This is a genomic window from Rhodoferax mekongensis (assembly GCF_032191775.1).
Classification (GTDB): Bacteria; Pseudomonadota; Gammaproteobacteria; order Burkholderiales; family Burkholderiaceae_C; genus Allorhodoferax; species Allorhodoferax mekongensis.
Genome location: NZ_CP132507.1, coordinates 405,249 through 421,460 on the forward strand (window position 1 = coordinate 405,249; position 16,212 = coordinate 421,460).

Consider the following 16,212-nt stretch of genomic DNA (forward strand, 5'->3'; position numbering starts at 1 on the left):
CGGGACTTCACGGTTGTGCACCTTCACAAGGAGCCACAGGGGTCACGGCTTGGGGGGAGTCTGAAGATTGCGTAGGGGACGCTTTGCGTTTGGCGCGCGCGGACGATGCGGCGGGTTGGGACGTGCACGCAGCTGCAGGCTTGGCTACAGAGCGCTGGATCCCGGCGAAACGCTGTATTTTGTTGAGTTGACTGCCTTCACGCAGCCAGATTTCGGTTTCGGTAATGCGCTCGAGCTTGGCATTGCCGACTTTCTGGCCCACGGCATAGAGCCGTGTTCCCACCACCAGATAGAGGCGCCCGTTTTGCATGATCACGCTACTGCCTTGGGGTGCAGCACTGCCACCGCCTGCTGCTTGCGAGGGCATAACTACTCCTGCTTCCGCCGGCGGTGCGGTCGGATCCCGGTCTGCGGCCGCCGCCCAGGCTGCTGCGCCAAGACACAGGCACGAGAGAATGCGCTTCATGGCTGCACCTCCAGCACATACACGCGCAATGTCAGTTCCGGGGTTTGCTTATCGACAGCCAGTTGCATACTTCCCCAGCGCAAGCGCGGCAGCGCCTGCTCCAGGCTCTGGACATAGCGTGTCAGGTCGGCATACGGACCGGCGACCTTGAGCTCCAGACCCCTGCGCTGGATTCCGGGAGTGTTCGTAGCGTCGTTGGCACCAGCCTCTGCAGGCACCGTACCCGACGACACCAGCCGCAGGCCCGGACTTCGCTTGAGAAACTGCACCAGCACCTGTTCCAATGCTTCGCTACCCGCAGAGGTGCCCGGAGCGATGGCTGCAATCTCGGCGCGCAAAGCTTCAATGCGCGCCTGCGACTGCGCTACTTCAGCGCGCAAGTCCGCACTACCGTCCACAGGTTTGGACACCGCCGCCAATTCGGCACGGAGGCGGTTGACTTCTGCACTCTGACTGAGAAACCGCTGTTGAGTTTGCTTGTAGGCCGTTTGTGCCGGCGTGAGCCAGAGCACATCCGCAATAGCCAGAATGACGACCAGTAGCGACAGGAACAAAAACAGACGCTCGCGCAAACTCAAGGCATTGATGCGCCCGGCCTGCGCGGCCCACCATGCTGTCATGGCTTGACTCCTGACGTCGGCGATTCGGCCAACTGTGGCTGCGCGCTAACCAAATTGAAGGACCAGGCTTCACGACCCACTGTGACCGGGGCGTTGCCGGCCACAGGCGCATTGGCGATTGCAGTGCTCTGGACCTTGACGGTAGCCAGGCGCAGGCCTTGCATCAAGGGACTTCCGGAAAGTCGACCGACCCAATCATTCAAGGCGGAAGGCTCCAGTGTGAAGCCGCTGACTTCCATGCGCCCACTGTCTGCTTTGACCTCGGTGATCCAGACCGGGGCCGGAATGCTGCGGGCGACCAAAGCCAATCGGTCGGAATGACCGTAGCCTGGCTTCCAATTGCCTTGTTGCAGAGCCTGCAGGATCTGCTCTTTGCTTTCGATCTCTGCACGTTTGTCTTGCGCCTCTTTAACGAGCTCTGGAGATGGAGGCTGCGCCATGGCTCTGCTGCGGTCTATGGCCAGTTGCAGACTTTGCATTTCCTGCGCCTGGGTTTGCATGGCCGCTACAAAACCCTGACTGGCGTTTTGAAGGTTCCAGACCCAAGCCGCGCACAGCCCTCCGCCCAAGACGACGAACACCCCGAGGGCCATCGCCACAGTATTGGCCGAAAACGGCAGCCGTGGCGCCTGCAGAGTGGGAGAGCAAAGGTTAATCTGTTGAGGCATGGTCTCAGTTCCTCATGCCTTTCGCACTTCGTTACGCAACAACACGCCCAACAAGGGAAGGCACAAGGGCATGTCCGCTACTGATATCTGATCCAAGCCCTTGAAGGACGCTCCAGTATGAAGAACCCCAACCGCTTGCCCGGTATCGCGGCTCAACCATTGCGCCAACTCCTCACTGCGCTCACCGGCAGCCACCCTGACTCCGGCCAGCGGAAGGTTGGTCCATGTACGTTCCCACAGATCAATGGAGCGCTGCACTTCCACCAACAAACGCTGCGCCCGGTCAATATCTGACTGCTCCGCACTGGCGGGGGTGGCGCCAGACGTCGAAAACTCCCCCCCGTAGCCAACGGCGGCGTACCCGGGTACGTATTCTTCGACCGGCGTGTAGGCATCTACAGGAGCCTGTTGCGCCAAACTGCCTGCCGTCCAGGTCATGCCCATAAAGCCTTCTGGCAAGTCGAGACGACGGCTGTAGTAGAGCTCTGTGCCGGCGCTGATGGTCAGCAGGGTCTGTCGGCCCTCCGAAATCATCAGTGCGCAGGTGGCACGCTCGGGCTCTTCGATGCTTTGCAAATTGCGCTGGGCCATGTCTTGCACATCGATCACACGAACGTCCCATTGCAGCACGCTGGCCAGCGACATGACGTCGCGCACCACGGCATTGTTGGCTGCGACCACAAACAACTGGGATGCGGCCCGGCCTTGTCCGTCACCCACTTTCAGTACGTCAATGGTCAAATCGTCCAGATGAACATCGACCATCTCCTTGATCTGGTAACGGGCGGCGGAGCGTAGCTCCTCGGGTGCAACTGCAGGGGCTTCGATTTGTAGCAACTGGTATTGCTCAGGCCGCAACATCACATCAGTGACGTAGCCCTTGAGACCCAGTTGCACCAATCGGCGCGAAAAGTCCTCCAAGCTGTCTGCCCCCTGCAACTCCACACCGGAACGGACAATCGTGAAATCGTTGCCTGCGCCGGTGGCCAGCACGTAGACCAAGGCCTGGCCCGACCAGGAAACCACCAATCGCTCTCCACTGGAGGCACGACGCCAAGGCAAGCGCATGCTTAGCTGCCTCCGGACGGGTGAATGCTGGACAGTGTGTGCGTGGCTTCAATCATGAATCTGTTGAAAGTCGGAACCGCTTGCTCTCATTTTAATAGCTTGTCGCGCAATGATGACATCGATTTGGCAGGTTTTTCAAGTCAATGTACGAATTGTGGTTTCGTCAGTAATTTTCACGCAGGTAAATCAAGGGGCTCTTGTAGACCCCGAAAGTCGCTCTGGCGCTGGGGTTGCTGCCGAACCACGGGCGATTGGCTGCTGTCGCCGCACTGGATGTGCTGGACACGCATGTTGAACCTGATGCCGTGCTTCCCACGTTCATACTCAGTTGAACACTGCCGCTGTTTCCCTGTCCGGGCTTGCTCAAAACCAGCCCGTTGCCGGGCAACTTGCCGGCTGACAAGGTTTGCGTGGTGGTGGGCGAAATCTGGGTTTCACACGCAGCGAGATTGCCGGTGTAGTTGGACATGGCAATGCTGGAGAGATTCAATGTGGTGCAACTGTCCAGCGTGTTGGTTACATACGCGGTACCGTTCCAATACCGCGCCTCGAGGGGAACGGGCAAAGACAGCAGTTCCGAACCATACGCATTGAACATGCGTAATTGCCCGGAACGAATCCGGGTCGTATTGGTCTCATTGGTCGCACTGACGAACGTGCCCCCATCGGGGTCTGCGATGGTTGCTTTGAGTTTGAAACTGTCATAGGGACCGTCCGGCGATACCAGCTTGCTGAAGGCATAGCTGTTATTGATGACCCACTGCCCGGAACTCCAAAGTGCCGTGTTAGGCATTATCGGAAAATCAGGGCTGCTAAGCCTCGATACAGCCACGTTGGCGCCTGCGTTGTCGCCGCTGAGTGTCAGCGAAGCGAGTGTGCCGTAGCCTGCGGTATATCGACTCGTCACGGGATCAGCGGCTGATGCAGCGCTCCCGCTGAAAGCGTGGGCCTTGATAGTCATCAGCACACCCAAAGCGTCTTCATCCATATAAGTAAAGCCGCCGGCTGCGCAACTGGGGGTGAGGCTGCCTGCAAATGAATAATGGCTGGGGTACCAACGCCCGAACCGGGTGGAAGCCGGGCTCCCGATATTGCAACCGTACTTGCCGCCGCTCAGCGTATTGGAGGTACTGCCAACAATGCAATCCCCGTTGGCCTGGTCGACCGACGTAAACCCGGAATCCGACACCGCATCCGCCTGGAACTGGATGTTTCCCACATCCAGGTATTTGAAGGAAGAGCCTGTGGCTTGCGCTCCCGTGCCTGCAGCAAATGTGCCGCTCAAGGCTGTCACAGCAATGGTGGCTCCATTGTGATCCACCACCTTGCTGACATCGATGGCTGGAGTTCCGGTGTAACCGGTCGTCACGCCGGCAGATGCATTCAATACAAAAGTGGTACCAGCCACCGCGCTGGGGCTCCCCGTTTGCGCCGTGTTATTCAACGTTGGCGTCGACACTGCAAGTTGGGCAGGACGTACCGCAAACCGGTCCGACGAACAACTGTACAGCGTGGGCGTCACATTGGTATCGGTGACACGACACACGACTTGGCGGCTGGCATTGGCCACCGTCACCGCTGTAGGAAGAGTTTTGCGCCCCAAATCGGTGGTCGCCAGTGTCAGCGCCTGGCTGGCGATGGCCCCCGTTCGGCTGCTGCATGAAGGCGCAGGGCTGGCCGTATCGTCAAACAACTCCACCGTTACGCCGGAAGATGCGGTGTAGGTGGTTGACTGACTGCCGTCAGCCTGCAAGGCCACCACATCAAAGCGGAAAGGCTGCCCGCTGATTTCGGTGTAAAGCGGATTGCGGCCTGATGGGGTGGCTGTCAGATTGGTATAGCCTACCCCGGTCTCCATGCACTCGTACCCGCCTACGCAGGGCGTGCCGAGGAAGGTCATGGCACAGCTCTGGAGGGAGGTGGCGGTGTTCCAGCATTTGGTGCCATTGAGTGGGGTCGTGCTCAAGCCCGATGAGCCTAACACTACCGAACCGGCAGAGGATGCCTGCAGCACCACATTGGCCGTGTTGTTGCCGGATCCCACCGAGAATGTGGCAGGCGTTTTGGTCACTGTGGGCGTACCGGGGGTGGTGGTGATAGAGCCCGTGAGCGTGCCGGTGCTCACAATATTCGCAGCGGGACACGGAACTGTGGAAGAAGTGCAGGCCAATACCTTGATAGTCTCGGGGCACAGCGTAGCGCTACCGTCATGCTGGATTTCCAGATGGTCATAGGCGGGCACGGTCGGAGACCCCACTACAAAATCGTAACTGAAGGTGTAGGTACCGGACGCTGTGAAGTCGTACTCAATCCCGATGCCGGTATCCGAATAGGTAGTGATCACCTGATTCGACATCTGGGTCGCTTGTGAAACCGAGCAGGTCGACGTGTTGAAGAAATTGGACCAGACACTGGCGCAATATTTGGTAAAGGGCAAACCAGAGCGTTCTCGGAATGACTCCACAATGCTCACCCCCGTGGGGATGGCCGTATTGGACGGGCAGGTGGTTCCCGAGGCGGGGGGATAGGTGCCGATGACGCGCTTGCCATTGCCGTCCACAAAGGACACGCCACACCCGTTATCACTGCCCCCCAAATAGGTGTCGAACACGTGGTAGTAGCGCACCGGATTGCTCCCGCTGATGGGATACCCCGAAGGAATGGTGACCGTCACCTCCGCGGTAAGAAAATCCAGGGGCGTTGTGTATTTCCACACAATCGAAACTTGGGGTCCGGAGTTGATACCCAACGCGGAGGTCGCCGTTTGCTGCACGCCCGATGAAGACGGATTGGCAGGCGACGTGGCCGTGATGGTGCTGGTAGCGTAAGCCCCACCGCTGGGCGTTAGCGCAAAATGGGAAGGACCGTACACCAGTCCGTTGGCTCTCAAATACACGCCGTTGTCCAACAAGTTGCTCGGTGGCGTGGTATTCGGTTCATAGACCTGACCCGTACCGTTAAGCCTCCTGACCTGAATCTGGGTGTCTTCGTCGATAAAAAACCGAAGCCCGTTGCTTGCCGAGGTTCCGCCTGTGTTGTTGAACTCAATGGTTACCGCCCATGCCGACGAGCACCACAGGAGCGACAGAAAACCAAGCACCAAGTACACCACACGGCCTGACATCTTTCCCACTCCGCATCGGACATTGAACATTACATTTCCACCGCAGCACTGACGCTGCGTTCCACATAATTGGCACTGCCCGCGGTACCTGCGCTGGCCCTGGACTCAAACCGGTACACCACCACAGTACTGGCCCCATCGGCGTAACTGGACCGGCTGCAGGTCACAGTAAGCGCAAAGCCCTCCACACTGGCTGGCGCACCGGAGGGACAGTTCGCAGGGCTGGCCGTGACTTGCGCGATCCCCCAACCCAGTCCAGCCCGCGCGGCCCAGTAAGCACGTGACCCCTGCAAGTCCTGTGCTGCAGTAAGTTGCTGGGTATTGGAGAACGTCACCATGAATCCGCCCAACGCAGCCAGTATCACCACCAGAAAAATGGCGGCAATGGCAGCGAAACCGTGTTGAGCTCCATCTCTGTTAATCATGGCGTGTTGTTCACATTGACTTGGTGATAAAGGCTGACAGACTCATTGTTGCTCACGTCAGAAATAACCAGCGTCATTTGCACCAAGCCATTGCGTTGCAAGTCGGTATCGGGCGTATAGGTAAAGCCACTGCTGCCACAAACCACATTGGAGGCAATCACAGGGGCATTGGCAAGCTGGGCGGAGGTGCCGCAGTAGCTGGTGGCGCTGCTCGTGAACAGGGGGGAACTCCCCGTGGTGAGGCCCGGTGTCGCCAAGCGCCGCAATGTGCCGCCGGTGCACACATAGGCCACCACGTTTTCTTCCACCGGGATGACATGGAAGCGTTTGGTGCCAGACTCTAGAGGGAACTGCTTCGCCGCAGCGAAGGTAATGGTTGTTTCCTCCGAACCGCTACTGTTGTCAGACGCCAAAATGCTGACGCGGGCCACGTTGTCGCCGTTGTAGGCGGTGGCACCGGTGATGCCCAGGTTGTAGATGGCAATCAAGTCGTTGGTCTTGATTTGCTGGTCCGCGCTCCAATCGGCATTGCGGCCCAGCATATTGAATTTGTCGTCAGCTGCGGCAAAGTTCAGCCCCAAGCCTGCGGTGTCAGAACTCCCCCTGTTCTGCTCACGGTAACGCCCACCGTTGCGCGTAGGTATGAATTCCAGACAACTATCCGAACCATTGACGGTTGACGTGCGGATACTGTTCGGCAGCGCTTTGCGCAGGTCCCGGGACATGCGACGTACCGCGGTATCGGCTACGTCCGTCAACGCCGCCCTCCGTCCGCTGGCAAAGTAGGCCTCAATTGGAGCGCGCATGAATACCGCGACCATGCCGCCCACGATGCCGAGGATGACGATCACCATCACCAGCTCCACCAAAGTGAAGCCGCGCTGACGGGGGGGCATGGTCACCGCTGTCATGGTCAGTAGTTGGTCCGGTATCCGGTCAGGGTGATGGACTCCGGGCCCCTGCTTACCGTCACCGTGACCTTTCTGGCTGCAATGCCAAGCGCCGCGCTCCCGTCGCTCACTGCGATGGTGACGGCATACGCCGACAAAGCGGCAGGCAGCGCCAGATCGGCCTGGGTCTTTCCGTTGTAGTCGTCCACGTTGTCCCAATTCGTACGGCCTGTCTCGCCGGTGTTGGTGCCATCGGGGTCGGCATAGGCTTTTTGCAACACCTCCTCCAGGACGGACTCCGCAATCGCAATGGCCTGCTTGCGCACCATGGGATCGGCACTGGACTTCACACTGGTATTCATCACTGACAAGATACCCGCCAAACCGGCACTCACGACCACAATAAAGATGATGAGTTCGATCAGCGTGAAGCCGGAATGACGCGATGCGCTATTCATGCACATACCCCGTGGCAGCTTCAATCGTGATGGATGGGCTGACGTTTGCCACCTGCAGGGTCTGGGTTGCGGCAGACACACCGGTGCTAGTCTGGACCGGCTGACCCAATGCATCAAAGTTGAAGCTGAGCGGCGTGCCATTGAACGCAACACCGCTGCGGGCACTCAAGCCGGCCTCACCAGCGGGGCCTGCCAGGGCTGCGCTGCAGGTGTTGCTACCGGCAGCATTCGCAATCCGCAAATTGATGGCGTTGCTGCTCAAAATCACGCACACCGTGCGACGCTGCGCGATGGCCGTTTTTTGGGCATAGCGCAAAAAGGCCAGCGACTGGTCATGAAAACCCCGCGCATAAAAGTCCCCAGAGTTCAGAATGCGCGGCACAGCGTAAACCGCCAGAATTCCCAGCAAGACGATCACCATCACCAGCTCCACCAGCGTGAAACCGGCCTGACCGCTCCGGCAACGGGCGGCCATCCTCAACCTGGGAAGTGTTTCGGTCCATTCTGGTGCCATGGATGGTTTAGAGTCGCTATGTTTTTAGGAGCTTTTTGCGCAATGTTTATGGGCGCCAGAGGCAGATTTAACCATCAAATGCCGTTGACGCCATGCACCGGTAGTCCTTGCGCAAGCTTATTCGCACTATGCCCGAAACACCGGCCCTCCAGTCCCTCAAAAACCACCGCTTTTCCGGCGATGAGAGACCGCTGGCACCCGCAAGTTCCCGACTGGCGGCAAGAATTCTGGCGGTGACGCTGGCCCTGGTGCCCATGGCTGGCGCCCCGGGGGAATGGGTACTCCAGGACACCCTGAAGTCCACATTGCTGGCATTGGGCGTGCTGTATGCCGCCATCGCATGGGGGTGGATGGCGCTCCGTGGCGAAGACGCCCCCCGGTTCAAGCTGCACGGCATACTGCTCTTTCCAACCGTGCTGTGTGCCTACGCGTTAGGAAGCATGGCATGGTCCCACACCTACCTTGCAGGCGTGGAGGCCTGCCGCTGGGCCTTGCTGGGTGTGCTGCTGTGGGTGACCTTGCAGGTTGTATGCAAGGAAACCGTGCTCTCCATCGTGGTCGGCATTCATATCGGGGCGGTAGGTGCGTCAGCCTGGGTGGCGGCACAGTTCTGGGGCAATCTGGACTGGTTTCCGCAAGCCGCAGTGCCGGCCTCCACCTTTGCCAACCGCAACTTCTTCGCGGAATACCTGGTCTGCACCTTGCCTTTTTCGGCTTACCTGCTGGTACAGCTCAAATCCCCACGGTGGCGGCAGCTCATGGCGCTCTCGCTGGCGTTCAACATCGTGGCGCTCATGATGAGCGGCACGCGCTCAGCGCTGGTGGCGGCGTGCCTGGTGGGTCCTGCACTGCTTTTTGCGATCTGGCGCTTCCGGAATGCCTTGGCGGTGTCCGGGTGGAGCACGGGCTCGCGATGGTCCTGTCTCCTGGTGCTGGTGGCGGGCGTGCTCAGTCTGGGTGCCCTGCCCACTCGGCATCCGGTGCTCTTGGCCGATAGTTTCGGCACCACCCCGCTGGAGCGCAGCGTGCTGCGCGCGGGCTCCATGGCCAAAACGACGGAATACACGGTGGGTTCTTTTTCCATCCGCTCCAGCATGTGGCGCTCCACCGCCCGCATGATGATGGCGAATCCCCGGACGGGTGTGGGCGCCGGTGCGTGGGAGGTCCACATTCCCTTGTACCAGGGCTGGAACAACTCACTGGAAACCGACTTCTATGCCCACAACGAGTTCCTGCAACTGATGGGGGAGTACGGTCTGCCGGTAGGGGGGGAGCCCTGGCGGTACTCCTGGCCTACCTGCTCCTGAGCGCTCAACGCACATGGCAGTTGCCGGTAGCGGGCTCGTCCGGGGAACAGGGCGCCTTGCAGGCGGTCGCCTTGTGCAGTTTGCTGGCTTTGTTCATCGTGAGCAACGCGGGGTTCCCGTGGCGGCTGGCCAGTACGGGGGCTCTGTTCATGGTCGCCCTGGCGCTCGTGGCGGGCAACTATGCCCATGACTCCGCGCCCGTGCCGCGGAATGTTTGCCGCGCTGCCATCGCAGGATTCGCGCTGGTCTTGCTCGCGGCCTTGTGGATCGGAGGCAAGGCGATGCAGGCAGAAAGCTGCATCGTACGCAGTGTGCAGACACTCAATCTGCTGATGGCGACATCCCCATTACCCGAGGCGCAACGTCGTGCCCTACAACAAGACGCGTTTGCCTTGTTGAAAGAAGGAGTCGCCATCAATCCCCACTACCGCAAACTCACCTCCCTGGCTGCAGATCAGTTTGCCGCGACCGGCGATTTGGAAGCAGCCTTGTGGGCCCAAAATTCCGTTGCAGCATCGCGCCCCTACATTCCAGACGTACACGCGAACCGCGTTCTGCTGTATTCGGGCTTAAGGAGGCCCAGCGAAGCGCAAGCTGCATTGAAAGCGCTTGAAGCGCTGCAACCCGATGCGCCACGTACCCGTGCGCTGGGCATTCTGCTGATGCGACGTGCTGGCCAAGATGCTCAAGCCGCCCAACAACTTCGCGCCTATTTTGCCCAAGGCAAAGTGGAATACGACCTGGTCCGGTTCGCGCTGGCCATCGGCTTGGAAAACAATGATGAAGCTTTGACCGTTCAGGCGTTCCGGCTGTGGGTTCAAGGCTGGCCGGCTGAAACGAGCGCCCAAGCAGATGCCGTCAAGTTAGCGCCCGAACCTTGGCGTGAGCGCATGCGCAGTCGCAATGAGCAGCTGAAAACAAAAAGCCAGTGAGGTCGCCCGCACTGGCTTTTCTGATGGCTTTCAGCGGTCAAGACCGCCCATGCTCAAGGAACTGCGATTGCTGTAAACGCTGCTGTCACAGCGGAACCACTGGTTGGTGTCAGAGTCAAGGTGCAACCATTGGAAGTACCTGCAGTAGTGACAAACGAGCCGGTTGTCATGGCGGCAGAATAGGTGCCACCGCTCGTAGGATAGGCCCCCCCTGCAATGTGGCCTTTGCCCCATCGCAAGAAGACACCGTTACGCCACCGCCAGTAGCGGTGCCTTTGGCGGAATAGGCCGCATAGTTAATTGCCGAGCCGGACGACAATGCACCCGCAACGCCGGCCACAGAAGCTGCTCGCGCGTCGGATGACAAATCCACAAACTTCGGAATCGCAACTGCGGCCAGGATGCCCAGAATCACGATCACCATCACCAACTCAATCAATGTAAAGCCGCGTTGTACTTGTTTCATGGAGTCCACCTTTCAGGGAAATATGTGAGTCTGAGATCGGGTGCCCGTCAAAAGAACCGGTTCCGACTTCGCTTCGTGACTAATTCTAGGCCAATGATGTAATTCTGTGCATGAGGTTTATGCAATAAGTGCAAGTCTTTTCAAAGCTTTTCACAAATTTGTATTCCTCGCGTTAACGCGCGCACCGGGCTATTCAAGGGGCATTCCCGCCCACATGTAAGACTGTATGGGCCGGAGTTGGGGTGCGGCGCCCGTGGTTTCCACCGTAAACCACACCGCTTGGCTGCCCGCCGGCGCATCCAAAACACTGATGTCCTGCGGCTTGTACCCCACGCATCCACAGCGCTTATCAAACACCCACCGGCCGGGTGCCACCTCTTGCAACAGAGCAGCAGGTACTTCGCCTGCGTAATTGGGAGCCGGTTGTTGTAGCAAGTCAAAGGGGTTGGGCAGCGCCACAGAGGTAGAGACTGCGGCCCTGGATTTGCCTGAAGCGGGAATCATTCGGTGCACGTAGTCCAGCACCAGCGCGGTTCGCAGGGCGCCTAGCGTACTCTGGACTGCGGCTCTCTCTGACTGGGCACGTACCTGCTGGCCATAACGCCATAGAACTCCCATGACCACGGCAACGCAGAGCGCCAGCAGCCCCCACTCCACCCAGCGTGTGCTCCAGACCGGACGGGGGCTCTCAGGGATGTAGGCCGTTGCCATTGGCTAGCCCCCGCCCTTGCCCATGGCGGCCTGGCCCATGTTCCACAAAGGCAGAAACACGCCCAAAGCCAGCAGCAATACCAACACACCGATCACGGCCAGTAGCACCGGCTCGATGGCTGCCGACAGGCCCTTGATGCTGTAGTCCGTTTCCCGCTCGTACATGCCGGCAATCTCAAACAGCAGGTTGTCCAGCTCGCCGGTCTCTTCGCCCACGTTGATCATTTGCAGGACGACTGGAGTGAATACACCCGTGGCCGCCGCACAACGGGAAATGCTTTCGCCCCGTTCAATACCGTCCCGCATCTGCTCAATACGGGCACCGATAAAGGCGTTGTCCACCGTTTGCGCCACCACGGTCAGGGCCTGCACCAGCGGCACACCGCTCTGGCTGGACAAGGCAAAGCTGCGGGCAAAACGGGCCAAGGTTGCCTTGAGAATGATGTCTCCCACAATGGGAAGCTTGAGCTTGCGGGCATCCCAGCGGTAGCGGCCGGCGGGCGTGCGCAGGTAAGCGCGTATGCCCACCACCGCCCCTGCCACAACAGCCAGCAGCATGGGCCACCAGTTAATCATCCAGTTCGAGAAGCCGAGCAAACCCCGCGTAATCAGCGGCAGTTCGCTGTTGAAACCGGCGAACACCTTGGCGAACACCGGTATCACAAAGATGTTGAGGATCACGATGGCGGCTGCCATCGCGATCATCACAAAGCTGGGGTAACGCATGGCCTGCTTGATGCGCTCGCGCACGTCACGCTCGAACTCCATGTGTTCATTCAGACGCAAGAACACCTCGGTCAGGCGGCCCGTCATCTCACCCACGCGGATCATGGCGATGTAGAAGTTACCGAAGAGTGCGCTATGGCGCGCCAGCGCAGCCGATAGCTCCCGCCCCTGGTCCAGGCTGGAGCGCACGTCCTTGAGCAGCTCCACCATGGCCGGCTTGGTCGCCGAGGCCTCCAGCCCCGCAAAGGCTCGCAAAATGGGCACACCCGCCTTGTTGAGCGTGTACATCTGCCTCGAAAAAATCAACAGATCTTCCACGTCCACCGGCTTACGGGTCAGGAACGCGAGAGGGTCTTTCTTCTCCTTGCTTTCCACTGCCTTGGCCAAGGCAATGTGCACCGGTGCCACACCGATGGACAGCAGCTGATCGGCCACTCCGCCCTCCGTCATGGCGTCAAGCTGGCCGCTGACAGCCTCGCCCCGGTTATTGCGTCCGCGCCAGTCGTAAACGGCCATCTTCAGCCCACCATGGCTTCGTCGTCATCGGCATCGAAGCCGATGCGCAAAGCTTCTGCCAAAGAGGTCTTGCCTGCACGCACCATCTGTAAGGCATGGAAGGCCATGGTGTGGCCCTTCATGCGCTCCCGTGCAGTCCGCAGGAAGCCGGCAGGGTCGCTGTGCGATGCTGCGTGGGTGAGGGCGGCGTCCATCTCCAGCAATTCATACACCCCTTGCCGGCCGGAGTAGCCCGTGCCGTTGCATGTGGAGCAACCCAAGCCGCGCTTGGGCGCTACGGTGTCACCCGGCTCCAGCATGGACTCCAGCCACGACTGCTCTTGCGGCGTGGGTGAATGGGGAGCCAGGCAATCCTGGCAATTGAGCCGTACCAGACGCTGCGCAATAACGGCCTGCAAGGAGGTAGCCACCATGAAAGGCGGCACACCCATATCCAGCAGGCGGAAGGGGGTGCTGATCGCATCGCGCGTGTGCAGGGTAGAGAGCACCAAATGGCCGGTAATGGCAGCACGCAGGCCGATTTCTGCCGTCTCCGCATCGCGCATTTCACCGACCAGAATCACATCCGGATCCTGTCGCAAGCAAGCGCGCAACACGCGCGCAAAGGTGAGCTCAATCTTGTCATTGACCTGCACCTGGGTGATGGCGGGCAGGCGGTATTCGACCGGGTCTTCCACCGTGATGACCTTGAGTTCCGCCGCGTTGATTTCTGCCAACGCGGCGTACAAAGTGGTAGTTTTGCCGGAGCCTGTGGGACCGGTCACCAGCACCATGCCCGAGGAGCGGGTCAGCACATCGCGGAAGCGCTTGAGCATGTCCGGCGGCATGCCGATGGTGTCCAGGCGCCGCATGCCGGTGCCCTGGTTCAGCAAGCGCATCACTGCCGACTCGCCGTAGGTGGTGGGCAAGGTGGACAGACGCACGTCGATGGTGTTGTCCTTCAGGCGCACCGAGAAGCGGCCGTCTTGCGGCAAGCGCTTTTCAGAGATATCCAGCCCCGCCATCAGCTTGAGGCGCTGGGCCAGCGCTCCGCCGATACGTTTGTCGGCTTGCGTTTGGGTTTGGAGGACGCCGTCGACCCGCACGCGGATCTGCAAAAAGCCTTCTTGCGGCTCGATATGCACGTCGGATGCCCCGACCTGCATGGCGTCTTCAAACAAGGATTGCAGCAAGCGCACCACCGGCGCGCCTTCCAGGCCCACACTGGCAGTCAGCTCACCGAAGTCCACCGCATCACCCAGGTCTTTTTCGAGGGCGCGGGCCAAGCCGCTGATTTCTTCGGTGCGGCGGTAGAGGCGGTCGAAGGCGAGCGCCAGCTGGCTTTCCGGCACGGCGGCAATGCTGATGTTGCGCTTGAGCAGACGAGTCAGCTCGTCGTAGGCGAACAAATCCAAGGGGTCGGCCAAGGCCACCAGCAAGGTATCGCCCTTGTCTTCCAAAGCCAGCGCCTTGAAGCGGCGCGCCGCGGCCTCGGGCAGCAGCTTGACCACGTCGGCGCGGAAGGGGAAGGTCTTGAGGTTGACGAAGGGAATGCGCAGCTGCCGTGCCAGGCCGTTGGCCAGCAACTCTTCGGTGATGACGCCGGTTTCAATCAGCAGGCGCCCCACCTTCTTGCCGGTGGTGCGCTGCAGGTCCAGGGTCTGTTGCAGTTGCTCCTGCGAGATCAGCTTTTGCTGGACCAGCACATCACCCAAACGCAGTTTCTCAGGGCGGCCCGAGGGGGGACGTGGACCGTCCGGCGCACCGGGCGCTGCCGTTGCCATGTTCATGCGCTATTCCTTTTGCGGTTTGCAAAAATAATAGCACGCGAACCTTTTATGTAGCGCTGTTAAAAGGGGCGGGATTCCGCTCAGCGGGGCTGCGCGCCGGGGTAATGCTGTTGCCCTCCACCGTCACATGCTGGCCGACGCTGGCGCTATTCGCCTGCTCGATGGTGCGAACGCTGCCGTCTTCCATGCGTACTTCGACCAGGTAGACCGTGTCTTTTTTCAGGCGCTTTTCCACGGTGTTCCCGGCCCAGCCGCCGCCCAACACACCGGCAATAGTGGCCAGGGCTTTGCCGTCACCGCCGCCGAACTGGTTGCCCACCAGACCACCCAGCAACGCGCCTGCCACCGCGCCCGCGCCACTGGGGTTGGCACTTTCGCGCTGAACCGGCGTCACACTCTCGACCACGCCGCACGTGGCGCACACGACTCTGGCGGGAAGCTGCACAGGAGCCTGAACGGGCACGGGTGCCGCCGCCACAGGCGCACTATGGGCGACCGGCACACCTGCTACCGGCGTCACGACCGGCGCAGACACCTTGGTCGCCCCTTGATTTGCTACTGATTTAGGAGCTGTCTGCGCATATTTGGCGGGCGCCGATGGCACTTTTTTATCCAAAACGACAGGAGTGACTGCAGGCACTACAGCGGCCGTGGGCGCCTGCACGGACTCCAAAGGTGCAGGCGTAGCGGGTGAATGGATGGCCACGACCTCCAGGGGCGCGTCCGGCTGGGCCGGGCCCATCTGCTGGCGCAGCACGACGGCTCCCAGCGCGAGAGTACTGGCACCCAGCACACCGATGGCACCCCACAACACCTTGTTCCCGGCAGCTGACGCACCGGAATGAGACAAAACAGTCGACATACATCTCCTTCAAACAGCCATACGGACAACCGGACCGGTCCCGCTAAAGAGCTAACGCCCGCATGTGCTTAAAGGTACACAGCCCATCCGGCTGGGAGGTATCTGATTTGTAACGCTGGGTAAAGCCAGCCGCTGAAAGCATTGCCTTTCAAGGGGGAATCAGGTGGACTCCACCGCACTGTCTCTTTCCATGAGCACCAAAGTTCCACCTTGAACACGCACTTGTGAACCTACCGGCAGGAACGCGTCCTGTTCAAACGTGCGCTGCGTGTTGTCCTGCATACGCACCACAATGCGGCAGCCGGGCTTTTGCTTGAGTTGCTTCTCAATGGCATTGCCAGCCCATACGCCGCCTAGGAGTCCGATGATGGTGGCCATGGTTTTACCTTCCTCGCCACCGATTTTGTTGGCGATAAGCCCCCCTACCGCTGCACCGATAGCCGCGCCCACACCACTATGGGGTGTGTCACGAGGGATTTCGACAGCCGATTCAACGATTCCGCATTCGCCACAGACTGCGCTCCGCTCCACGGCCGCCAGGGGCTGCGATTGTGCAAGCGGTGCGGTTACCGTGAGGCAGGCAGCCAAGGCCCAGATGAAGCCTGTGACTAAGAAATTACCAAAAAATGGATGGAGGCGCATGGTGAACCTTGGAGTTACCCCGACTCAACGCACAGCGCCCCTTAAAAG

The 16,212-nt window shown here is 60.0% G+C and carries 17 protein-coding genes; 2 read left to right on the forward strand and 15 right to left on the reverse strand.

Features of this window, described 5'->3' with window-relative positions:
* Positions 1 to 7 precede the first annotated feature (7 nt).
* The 9 genes from RAN89_RS01970 to RAN89_RS02010 all read right to left on the reverse strand — a co-directional run bounded on the left by RAN89_RS01970 (position 8) and on the right by RAN89_RS02010 (position 8,194).
* Positions 8 to 466: a hypothetical protein gene (locus RAN89_RS01970; protein ID WP_313867996.1), complete on the reverse strand. Its 459-nt coding sequence runs from the start codon at positions 464 to 466 to the stop codon at positions 8 to 10.
* Entirely contained in the window at positions 463 to 1,086 is a 624-nt protein-coding gene (locus RAN89_RS01975; RefSeq protein WP_313867997.1) for a hypothetical protein, read from the reverse strand. The genes RAN89_RS01970 and RAN89_RS01975 overlap by 4 nt, the downstream gene beginning before the upstream one ends.
* A complete protein-coding gene (locus tag RAN89_RS01980; RefSeq protein WP_313867998.1) occupies positions 1,083 to 1,754 on the reverse strand; it encodes a PilN domain-containing protein in 672 nt (223 codons plus the stop codon). Before RAN89_RS01980 ends, RAN89_RS01975 begins: the two co-directional genes overlap by 4 nt.
* Positions 1,755 to 1,766: 12 nt before the next feature.
* On the reverse strand, positions 1,767 to 2,822 hold the full coding sequence (locus tag RAN89_RS01985; protein ID WP_313867999.1) for a hypothetical protein: 1,056 nt from the start codon (positions 2,820 to 2,822) through the stop codon (positions 1,767 to 1,769).
* 163 nt (positions 2,823 to 2,985) lie between these two features.
* On the reverse strand, positions 2,986 to 5,946 hold the full coding sequence (locus RAN89_RS01990; RefSeq protein ID WP_313868000.1) for a DUF6701 domain-containing protein: 2,961 nt from the start codon (positions 5,944 to 5,946) through the stop codon (positions 2,986 to 2,988).
* Positions 5,947 to 5,975: 29 nt separating this feature from the next.
* Positions 5,976 to 6,371: a hypothetical protein gene (locus RAN89_RS01995; RefSeq protein WP_313868001.1), complete on the reverse strand. Its 396-nt coding sequence runs from the start codon at positions 6,369 to 6,371 to the stop codon at positions 5,976 to 5,978.
* Positions 6,368 to 7,282 (reverse strand): PulJ/GspJ family protein, encoded by a 915-nt coding sequence (locus RAN89_RS02000; RefSeq protein WP_313868002.1) that lies wholly within the window; start codon positions 7,280 to 7,282, stop codon positions 6,368 to 6,370. Before RAN89_RS02000 ends, RAN89_RS01995 begins: the two co-directional genes overlap by 4 nt.
* A 2-nt stretch (positions 7,283 to 7,284) precedes the next feature.
* Positions 7,285 to 7,719 (reverse strand): type IV pilus modification PilV family protein, encoded by a 435-nt coding sequence (locus RAN89_RS02005; RefSeq protein ID WP_313868003.1) that lies wholly within the window; start codon positions 7,717 to 7,719, stop codon positions 7,285 to 7,287.
* Positions 7,712 to 8,194: a pilus assembly FimT family protein gene (locus RAN89_RS02010; RefSeq protein WP_313868004.1), complete on the reverse strand. Its 483-nt coding sequence runs from the start codon at positions 8,192 to 8,194 to the stop codon at positions 7,712 to 7,714. The genes RAN89_RS02005 and RAN89_RS02010 overlap by 8 nt, the downstream gene beginning before the upstream one ends.
* A gap of 167 nt (positions 8,195 to 8,361) precedes the next feature.
* Between RAN89_RS02010 and RAN89_RS02015 the strand changes: the two genes are divergently transcribed.
* Entirely contained in the window at positions 8,362 to 9,540 is a 1,179-nt protein-coding gene (locus RAN89_RS02015; RefSeq protein ID WP_313868005.1) for an O-antigen ligase family protein, read from the forward strand.
* 20 nt (positions 9,541 to 9,560) lie between these two features.
* Entirely contained in the window at positions 9,561 to 10,472 is a 912-nt protein-coding gene (locus tag RAN89_RS02020; RefSeq protein WP_313868006.1) for a tetratricopeptide repeat protein, read from the forward strand.
* Positions 10,473 to 10,638: 166 nt separating this feature from the next.
* On the opposite strand, the gene RAN89_RS02025 is transcribed toward RAN89_RS02020, so the two are convergent.
* The 6 genes from RAN89_RS02025 to RAN89_RS02050 form a co-directional block, all read right to left on the reverse strand.
* On the reverse strand, positions 10,639 to 10,938 hold the full coding sequence (locus RAN89_RS02025; protein ID WP_313868007.1) for a pilin: 300 nt from the start codon (positions 10,936 to 10,938) through the stop codon (positions 10,639 to 10,641).
* Positions 10,939 to 11,127: 189 nt separating this feature from the next.
* Positions 11,128 to 11,649, reverse strand: a complete 522-nt coding sequence (locus RAN89_RS02030; protein WP_313868008.1) for a hypothetical protein — start codon at positions 11,647 to 11,649, stop codon at positions 11,128 to 11,130.
* 3 nt (positions 11,650 to 11,652) lie between these two features.
* Positions 11,653 to 12,891, reverse strand: coding sequence for a type II secretion system F family protein (locus RAN89_RS02035; protein ID WP_313868009.1), 1,239 nt, complete (start codon positions 12,889 to 12,891; stop codon positions 11,653 to 11,655).
* Positions 12,892 to 12,893: 2 nt separating this feature from the next.
* Entirely contained in the window at positions 12,894 to 14,660 is a 1,767-nt protein-coding gene (locus RAN89_RS02040) for a GspE/PulE family protein (RefSeq protein WP_313868010.1), read from the reverse strand.
* Between the two features lie 46 nt (positions 14,661 to 14,706).
* On the reverse strand, positions 14,707 to 15,522 hold the full coding sequence (locus RAN89_RS02045) for an outer membrane lipoprotein (RefSeq protein ID WP_313868011.1): 816 nt from the start codon (positions 15,520 to 15,522) through the stop codon (positions 14,707 to 14,709).
* 159 nt (positions 15,523 to 15,681) lie between these two features.
* Positions 15,682 to 16,164, reverse strand: a complete 483-nt coding sequence (locus RAN89_RS02050) for a glycine zipper 2TM domain-containing protein (protein ID WP_313868012.1) — start codon at positions 16,162 to 16,164, stop codon at positions 15,682 to 15,684.
* Positions 16,165 to 16,212 lie beyond the last annotated feature (48 nt).